Here is an 8,121-nt window from a genome sequence, read left to right on the forward strand (position 1 = left end):
GGCTGATGGTCGGGGGCGGTGGCGGTCAGCCGACCGCGCCTTCCATCTGCAGCTCGATCAGCCGGTTGAGCTCCAGGGCGTACTCCATGGGCAGCTCCTTGGCGATCGGCTCGACGAAGCCGCGCACGATCATCGCCATGGCCTCGTCCTCGCTCAGGCCGCGGCTCATCAGGTAGAACAGCTGGTCCTCGGAGACCTTGGAGACCGTGGCCTCGTGGCCCATGGACACGTCGTCCTCACGGACGTCCACGTAGGGGTAGGTGTCCGAGCGGGAGATCGTGTCGACGAGCAGCGCGTCGCAGAGCACGTTCGACTTGGAGCCGGCGGCGCCCTCGCCGATCTCGATCAGGCCGCGGTAGGAGGTGCGTCCGCCGCCGCGGGCCACCGACTTGGAGACGATGTTGGAGGACGTGTTGGGCGCCATGTGGACCATCTTGGCGCCGGCGTCCTGGTGCTGGCCCTCGCCGGCGAAGGCGATGGACAGGGTCTCGCCCTTGGCGTGCTCGCCCATCAGATAGACGGCCGGGTACTTCATCGTCACCTTGGAGCCGATGTTGCCGTCGATCCACTCCATGGTGGCGCCCTCGTAGGCGACGGCACGCTTGGTGACCAGGTTGTAGACGTTGTTCGACCAGTTCTGGATGGTCGTGTAGCGGCAGCGGGCGTTCTTCTTGACGATGATCTCGACGACCGCGGAGTGCAGCGAGTCCGACTTGTAGATCGGCGCGGTGCAGCCCTCGACGTAGTGCACGTAGGCACCCTCGTCGACGATGATCAGGGTCCGCTCGAACTGGCCCATGTTCTCCGTGTTGATGCGGAAGTAGGCCTGGAGCGGGATCTCGACGTGGACGCCCGGCGGGACGTAGATGAAGGAGCCGCCGGACCACACGGCCGTGTTCAGCGCGGCGAACTTGTTGTCGCCGGCGGGGATGACCGTGCCGAAGTACTCCTTGAAGAGCTCCGGGTGCTCCTTCAGGGCGGTGTCGGTGTCGAGGAAGATGACGCCCTGCTCCTCCAGGTCCTCGCGGATCTGGTGGTAGACGACCTCGGACTCGTACTGGGCGGCGACACCGGCGACGAGGCGCTGCTTCTCCGCCTCGGGGATGCCCAGCTTGTCGTAGGTGTTCTTGATGTCCTCGGGCAGGTCCTCCCAGGACTCCGCCTGCTTCTCCGTGGACCGCACGAAGTACTTGATGTTGTCGAAGTCGATGCCCGACAGGTCGGAGCCCCAGTTCGGCATGGGCTTCTTCTCGAAGAGCTTCAGGCCCTTCAGGCGCAGCTTGGTCATCCACTCGGGCTCGGACTTCTTCGCCGAGATGTCGCGGACGACGTCCTCGTCCAGACCACGCCTCGCCGACGCACCGGCCACGTCGCGGTCGGCCCAGCCGTATTCGTACTTGCCCAGGCCCTCCAGCTCAGGGTGGGCAGTCTCCGTGGGGAGCGTCATGCGGGGTTCCTCCCGGCCGTGCTTGCAGATGCGTTGTCGGTGGTCTGAGAAATCTTGGGGATGAACGTCGTGCAGACGCCGTCGCCGTGCGCGATGGTCGCCAGCCGCTGTACGTGCGTGCCGAGCAGCTCGGCGAAGAACTCGGTCTCGGCCTCGCACAGCTGCGGGAACTGTTCGGCGACATGGGCGACGGGGCAGTGGTGCTGGCACAGCTGCTCGCCCACCGGGGCGCTCCGCGCAGTGGCAGCGTACCCGTCCGCGCTCAGCGCCTTGGCCAGGGCTTCGGTCCGCTGGTCGGGCTCGGCGCGCTCCACCGCTCGGCGGTACGCCTCGGCCTGGGCGGCGATGCGCGCGCGGGCGAACGCGGAGACGGCCTCCGGGCCGCCCTCCCGCTCGGCGATCCAGCGCAGCGCGTCCGCGGCCAGCTTGTCGTACGACTGGTCGAAGGCGTCGCGGCCACAGTCGGTGAGCGCGAAGACCTTGGCGGGACGGCCCCGGCTGCGGGTGCCGTACACACGGCGCTCGCGGGCTTCCACGACGTCGTCGGCGACGAGGGCGTCGAGATGGCGGCGTACGGCGGCCTGGGTGAGGCCGAGGCGACCGGCCAGCTCGGCGACGGTCGACGGCCCGTGGTCCAGGATGGACCGCGCGACCCGGTTGCGCGTCGAGCGCTCCCCGGTCGCGAACTCGTGGGGGGTCCCCGTGGGGGTCTCCCGAGCCTCGCCGACGTTTTTCACAACGCCATTGTTGCGTAATTCCCGAAGCCCTGACAAGCGGCCTCCGGAGCGACGGACGGTGCCCTGCGTCACTTAGGCAAACCTAATCCGACCTGCGGAAACGATCTTTGATCGATCAAACGGCGCAGGTCGCCGGGGCTGCCGCCGCACCCGCCCGGCCCCGCCGCACCATCGCGCGAGGGCGCGGACGGGGGCGCTGACCGGTTCCGGTACCCGCCCGTCCGGGGCACCTCCGCGCCTCCCTAGACTCTGGACCCATGCGAAACGAGCCCGTGGTCCAGGTCCAGGCCCTGGTGAAGCGGTACGGCGACAAGACCGCGGTCGACGGCCTCGACCTGGTGGCCCGGGCGGGCGTCACCGCCGTCCTCGGCCCCAACGGCGCCGGCAAGACGACCACGGTCGAGACCTGCGAGGGGTACCGGAAGCCGGACTCCGGCACGGTGCGCGTCCTGGGCCTCGACCCGGTCCGCGAGTCCGCCGCGCTGCGCCCCCGCATCGGCGTGATGCTCCAGTCCGGCGGCGTCTACTCCGGCGCGCGGGCCGACGAGATGCTGCGCCACATGGCCAGGCTGCACGCCCACCCCCTCGACGTGGACGCCCTGATCGAACGGCTCGGGCTCGGCTCCTGCGGCCGGACCTCCTACCGCCGGCTCTCCGGCGGCCAGCAGCAGCGGCTCGCCCTCGCCATGGCCGTCGTGGGCCGCCCCGAACTGGTCTTCCTCGACGAGCCGACCGCAGGCCTCGACCCGCAGGCACGCCGCGCCACCTGGGACCTCGTCCGCGACCTGCGCGACGACGGCGTCTCCGTGATCCTCACCACCCACCACATGGACGAGGCCGAGCAGCTCGCCGACGACGTCGCGATCATCGACGCGGGCCGGGTCATGGCACAGGGCTCCCCCGAGGAGCTGTGCCGCGGCGGCGCCGAGAACACCCTCCGCTTCACCGGCCGCCCCGGCCTCGACCTGGGCTCCCTGCTCAAGGCGCTGCCCGCCGACTCCTCCGCCGCCGAGCTGACGCCGGGCTCGTACCGGGTGACCGGCAAGGTGGACCCGCAGCTGCTCGCCACCGTCACCTCCTGGTGCGCCCAGCACGGTGTCATGCCGGACCGGATCTCCGTCGAACGGCACACCCTCGAAGACGTGTTCCTCGAACTGACCGGCAAGGAGCTGCGCTCGTGACCGCCACCGGCACCTACGCCCCGAAGCCGGGGGCGGCCCCCCTCCCCCGCATGATCGGCGCCCAGGCCGCGCTGGAGACACGGATGCTGCTGCGCAACGGCGAGCAGCTCCTTCTCACGGTGATCATCCCGACGCTGCTGCTGGTGCTGTTCAGCTCGGTCGACATCGTCGACACCGGCGAGGGCGAGGCCGTCGACTTCCTCGCGCCCGGCGTCCTCGCGCTCGCCGTGATGTCCACCGCGTTCACCGGGCAGGCCATCGCCACGGGCTTCGAACGCCGTTACGGCGTCCTCAAACGCCTCGCCTCCTCCCCGCTGCCCCGCTGGGCGCTGATGACGGCGAAGACCCTCTCGGTGCTGGTCACCGAGGTCCTCCAGGTGGTGCTGCTCACGGTGATCGCGTTCGCCCTGGGCTGGTCCCCGCACGGCAGCCCGCTCTTTGTGCTGCTGCTCCTCGTCCTCGGCACGGCCGCCTTCTCCGGCCTGGGCCTGCTCATGGCGGGCACGCTCAAGGCGGAGGCGACGCTGGCCGCGGCCAACCTGGTGTTCCTGCTGCTGCTCGTCGGCGGTGGGGTCGTCGTGCCGCTGGAGAAGTTCCCGTCCGGTGTGCAGGACGTCCTCGCGCTGCTGCCGATCTCCGCCCTGTCCGACGGCCTGCGGGACGTCCTCCGGCACGGGGCGGGCATGCCGTGGGGGGACGCGGCCGTCCTCGCCGTGTGGGCCGTGGTGGGACTTGCGGCGGCCGGGAAGTTCTTCCGCTGGGAGTAGGACCGTGCCCGACCCTCGTGAAAGCGTGCACAAGCGGGCGCCTACGATGGGGGGCGTGCCAAAGCTGACCCGCGCCGACGCCGTCGAGGCCGCGCGCAACCCGCTCGCCTCCATCGCCGCACGCTGGACGCCGTCCCCCCGGACGGTCCGCCGGGCGGCTCTGTCCGCCCTCGTGATGTCGGTGGTCATCGTCGTCACCGGCGGCGCCGTGCGGCTCACCGGTTCCGGTCTGGGCTGCCCGACCTGGCCCAAGTGCACCGACGACTCGCTCACCGCGACCGGCGCGATGGGCGTCCACGGCGCCATCGAGTTCGGCAATCGCATGCTGACGTACGTGCTGTGCGCCGCCGTCGGCTGGGCGATCGTCGCCGCGCGCTCGCAGAAGCCGTGGCGGCGCGGTCTGACGCGGCTGGGCTGGGCGCAGTTCTGGGTGGTCATGGGCAACGCGGTGCTCGGCGGCATCGTGGTGCTGGTCGGCCTCAACCCGTACACGGTCGCGGCGCACTTCCTGCTCTCCACGGCGCTGATCACGGTCGCCACGGTGACGTGGCAGCGCACCCGTGAGGGTGACGAGGCGCCCCGTCCGCTGGTCGGCAGGGCGGTCGCGCAACTGGTGTGGTTCCTGGTCGCGGCGGCCGGGCTGCTGGTCGCGGTCGGCACGGTCGTCACCGGCGCGGGCCCGCACGCGGGCGACTCCAGCGAGGTCGCGCGGATGCCGGTCGACTGGGAGGCGGTCACCAAGCTGCACGCCGTGCTGGCGTGGATCGTGGTGACGTTGACGTTCGCGCTGTGGTTCGTCCTGAAGGCGGTCGACGCGCCAAGGGGGCCGCTGGCGCGGACGCGGGAGCTGTTCCTGGTGCTTCTGGCCCAGGGCGTCATCGGGTACGTCCAGTACTTCACCGACCTGCCGGAGGTCCTGGTCGCCCTGCACATGCTCGGCTCGTGCCTGGTGTGGGTCGGCGTCGTCCGGGTGCTGCTGTCGCTGCGGGAGCGGCCTGTGGAGGCCCGCGCGGACCTGCCGGGGCCGGCGGCCGAGGCGTCCCTGACGAAGGCCTGAGCGAGAGGGCACGCGACCGGCGGCACCCGGTCCGGCCTCCGGCCCGGTGGCGGTCACTCCGGCCGCGCCGGTCACTCCGGCCCGGTGGCGGTCACTTCAGCCCGTACACCCGCCGCGCGTTCTCCGCCGCCACCATCCCCGCCACTCGCTGCGCGTCCGCCAGGGACCACGCCCCCTCGGCCACCCAGGAGCCCAGCACGCGCCCCAGGGCGTCGCGGAACAGCCGGGCGCCGACCACGTGCAGCTCGGGCAGGCCACGGGCGCCGCTGGAGAAGAGGATCTTGCCGAAGGGCGCCAGCTCCAGGATCTCCGCGAGGACGGTGGCGGCCCGCGCCCCGGTGCGCACCAGCGCGGCCCCGGAGTCGACGTAGACGTGCGGGAAGACCCCCGCCAGGTGGGCGGCGTGCCGGTGGTACGGGTAGCCGTGCAGCAGGACCAGATCGGTGCCCAGACCGGCCGTGGCCCGGACGAAGCCCGTGAGCAGCACCGGATCGGTGCGGTCGATGCGCAGGCCCGGCTCCCCGAGCCCCGCGTGCAGCTGGAGCGGCAGCCCCGAGGCGACGGCGCTCCACAGCAGATGCCGCAGCAGCACCGGGTCGGCCAGCTCGTCCCCGACACGCCGTGCGGCCAGCCAGCGGCCTGCCGCGCCCCGCACCTCCCCCGGCCCCGGCGGTTCGGGCGCGAGCGCCAGACCGTGCCGTACGCCCGCCACGGAGGTGAACGCGACGGCGTGGGCGGCGGCGGTGTGGACCGCCTCGGCGAGGTTGGCGAGGAAGGACTCGACGGTTCCTGAGGTGTCGGCGACCTGCTCCGCGAGGAGTTCCAGCCGCACGGTCTCGTGGGCGTCGGCGCGGGCGTCGGCGGCCATCTCGGCGGGGCCGGTGAGGTCGTCGCCGGGCAGCCCGGTGTCCACGAGGTAGGTGGTGATGCCGCTGCCGCGCAGCAGCCGGCGGCCCGCCTCCAGGGGGCCGAGTTCACGGCGCCGGGCGAGATAGTGGGCGGGCGTGCAGTGCGGCTCCAGGCCGAGGAGCGGTGGGCACCAGCGGCGTACCGCGAACCCGGTCTGCGTGTCGAAGAGGGTGGTGCCCGGGGCGGGGGGTCCCTCGGTGCGGGCCAGCTGGGCCTCGAAGGTGCCGAGGCCCAGCTCCGTTCTCAGTACGCCGTGGCAGTACTGGTCCACGAGGGACGGCGTTTCGATCATCCGGGTTCCCCCTGACGGACGCGTGCCTGTACACGTCCTAACGGGTGAACCGGGGGTGAGGTGATGGGTGCCGGCGGAGCCGCTTCGCGTCGGTGCGCCCTCGGGCGGCGGGGCCGCCCGGCGCCCGTACGGCGGTGCCGTCCCGCCGGGGCGGGCGTCAGCCGATCTGCATGCCGGCCATGCGCTTCCACTCGTACGCGCCGGTGCTCACCTTGGCGGCGAACTCCCCGTCGAAGCTCTCGTGGACGGTGATCCCGGCCTTCTCCACCGCCTTCTCGGCGATCTCCTTGCTCGGGGCCACCAGGTCGCCCCAGCCGCCGTCCTCGCCGACGAGGACGATCCGCGCGCCGCGCTCGCCGATGTGGGCCACCTGGCCCTCGGCGCCGCCGTGCGCCTTGGAGAAGGCGCCGATCCGCCGGGCGAGCTTCGCCGCCGTGCGCTCGGCCTTCGCGTCAACCTGCTGCGTGTCTGCCATGGCCAGGATGCTACCGACGAGTAGATCGAACGGCGACGGGCGGGGTGCGTGGCCTTGACCACGCACCCCGCCCGGGGATGCCGTACGGGAAGGGGTGTCAGCGCAGGAACGGGTCCACGGCGACCGCCACGAACAGCAGCGAGACATAGGTGATGGACCAGTGGAAGAGCCGCATCTCCTTCAGCTTCGCGCCCGTGACCTCGGCTTTCGCCCGGTGTTGCAGGGCGTGCGCCTCCCACAGCCACCAGCCGCCCGCGGCCAGCGCGACCGCGGTGTAGAACCAGCCGGTGTAGCCCAGCGGGGTGAGCGTCAGCGACACGGCGACCATCACCCAGCTGTAGATCACGATCTGCCGGGCGACCACCTTGTTGGAGGCGATGACCGGCAGCATGGGCACGCCCACGCGCGCGTAGTCCTCCTTCACCTTCATCGACAGCGGCCAGTAGTGCGGCGGCGTCCAGAAGAAGATGACCAGGAAGAGCACGACCGGCGCCCAGGACAGGGAGTCCTTCACCGCGGTCCAGCCGATCAGCACGGGCATACAGCCGGCGATGCCGCCCCAGACGATGTTCTGCGCGGTCCGCCGCTTCAGGAGCATCGTGTAGACGACGACGTAGAAGAGCAGCGCGCCGAGGGCGAGCCAGGCACTCAGCCAGTTGACGGTGAGGCCGAAGAGCAGGGTGGACACCACCGCCAGGGTGATGCCGAAGACGAGCGCCTCGCGCGGGCTGACCATGCCGGTGACGATCGGGCGCTGCGACGTGCGGTCCATCAGCGCGTCGATGTCCCGGTCGATGTACATGTTGAGGGCGTTGGCGCCGCCCGCGGACAGATAGCCGCCGACGCAGGTCAGCAGCACCAGCGACAGATCGGGCACGCCCCGCTGAGCCAGGAACATCACCGGAACGGTGGTGATGAGCAGCAGTTCGATGATCCGCGGCTTGGTCAGCGCCACGAATGCCATCGCACGGGCCCCGAACGGCCGACGACTCGGGCTCTGGCTCGCACCAAGTACTCCCGCAGGACGGGATTCAACGGCCGTCACGCACACCCCTACAGAGACATCCCAGCGAGCCGATCCGTGTGAAGCGCCGGTAAAGGCTCGCGCGTACCACGCCACTGTAGACGTTGCCCAGACCCCGCCCTTCGCGGGGGTGGGGTCGTGTTCCCCAGGGGGCCCCTTACGGGTGTCCCCCGGCCCCCCGGCGCCCCACGTCCCGGTGATCACGCGGGCGCGGGCCGGGACCCTCCCCGGC

Annotated in this window: 8 protein-coding genes; 3 read left to right on the forward strand and 5 right to left on the reverse strand. The window is 71.5% G+C overall.

The features are described 5' to 3' along the window. Nucleotides 1-25 precede the first annotated feature (25 nt). The gene (sufB, locus tag MTQ10_RS08915) at nt 26-1,447 is read right to left on the reverse strand and encodes a Fe-S cluster assembly protein SufB (RefSeq protein ID WP_247464286.1); all 1,422 of its coding nucleotides are present in this window, start codon (nt 1,445-1,447) and stop codon (nt 26-28) included. Next, nucleotides 1,444-2,184, reverse strand: a complete 741-nt coding sequence (locus MTQ10_RS08920; protein WP_247464289.1) for a helix-turn-helix transcriptional regulator — start codon at nt 2,182-2,184, stop codon at nt 1,444-1,446. Before MTQ10_RS08920 ends, sufB begins: the two co-directional genes overlap by 4 nt. A 257-nt stretch (nt 2,185-2,441) precedes the next feature. Between MTQ10_RS08920 and MTQ10_RS08925 the strand changes: the two genes are divergently transcribed. Genes MTQ10_RS08925 through MTQ10_RS08935 form a run of 3 tightly spaced genes read left to right on the forward strand, consistent with a single transcriptional unit; the run spans nt 2,442 to nt 5,189 of the window. Further along, nucleotides 2,442-3,365, forward strand: a complete 924-nt coding sequence (locus tag MTQ10_RS08925) for an ABC transporter ATP-binding protein (RefSeq protein WP_247464291.1) — start codon at nt 2,442-2,444, stop codon at nt 3,363-3,365. A gap of 50 nt (nt 3,366-3,415) precedes the next feature. After that, nucleotides 3,416-4,132, forward strand: coding sequence for an ABC transporter permease (locus tag MTQ10_RS08930; RefSeq protein ID WP_247464308.1), 717 nt, complete (start codon nt 3,416-3,418; stop codon nt 4,130-4,132). 46 nt (nt 4,133-4,178) lie between these two features. Then, entirely contained in the window at nt 4,179-5,189 is a 1,011-nt protein-coding gene (locus MTQ10_RS08935; protein ID WP_247464294.1) for a COX15/CtaA family protein, read from the forward strand. A gap of 91 nt (nt 5,190-5,280) precedes the next feature. On the opposite strand, the gene MTQ10_RS08940 is transcribed toward MTQ10_RS08935, so the two are convergent. The 3 genes from MTQ10_RS08940 to MTQ10_RS08950 all read right to left on the reverse strand — a co-directional run bounded on the left by MTQ10_RS08940 (nt 5,281) and on the right by MTQ10_RS08950 (nt 7,916). Continuing rightward, a complete protein-coding gene (locus MTQ10_RS08940) occupies nt 5,281-6,390 on the reverse strand; it encodes an amidohydrolase family protein (protein ID WP_247464297.1) in 1,110 nt (369 codons plus the stop codon). A 157-nt stretch (nt 6,391-6,547) separates the two neighbouring features. Beyond that, complete coding sequence (locus MTQ10_RS08945) at nt 6,548-6,865, reverse strand: hypothetical protein (RefSeq protein ID WP_247464299.1); 318 nt, start codon at nt 6,863-6,865, stop codon at nt 6,548-6,550. Between the two features lie 97 nt (nt 6,866-6,962). Continuing rightward, nucleotides 6,963-7,916, reverse strand: coding sequence for a heme o synthase (locus tag MTQ10_RS08950; protein ID WP_247464302.1), 954 nt, complete (start codon nt 7,914-7,916; stop codon nt 6,963-6,965). Between the last annotated feature and the right edge of the window lie 205 nt (nt 7,917-8,121).

This window comes from Streptomyces sp. XM83C (assembly GCF_023072675.1).
GTDB lineage: Bacteria > Actinomycetota > Actinomycetes > Streptomycetales > Streptomycetaceae > Streptomyces > Streptomyces thermocoprophilus.